Consider the following 253-nt stretch of genomic DNA (forward strand, 5'->3'; position numbering starts at 1 on the left):
TCAGCGTGCCGCTATTTTTCATGATATCCGGCTATCTCTTTTTTGGCGAACGCAGCGCCCAGCCGCGCCATTTCTTGCGTATCGGCTTATGGCTGTTTTTTTATAGCGCAATCGCGCTGCTCTACATTGCACTATTTACCTCCATCAATGTGGAGTTAGCGCTGAAAAACCTGCTGCAAAAGCCAGTGTTTTACCACTTATGGTTTTTCTTCGCGATTGCGGTGATTTATCTGGTTTCACCGCTGATTCAGGT

1 pseudogene is annotated in these 253 nt (G+C 47.0%); it reads left to right on the forward strand.

What is annotated here, in order from left to right:
* Nucleotides 1-253 (forward strand): annotated as a pseudogene (gene wecH, locus SB756_RS32835) (O-acetyltransferase WecH); the annotation flags it as partial.

Source organism: Pseudomonas sp. SIMBA_068 (assembly GCF_046534705.1).
GTDB lineage: Bacteria > Pseudomonadota > Gammaproteobacteria > Pseudomonadales > Pseudomonadaceae > Aquipseudomonas > Aquipseudomonas putida.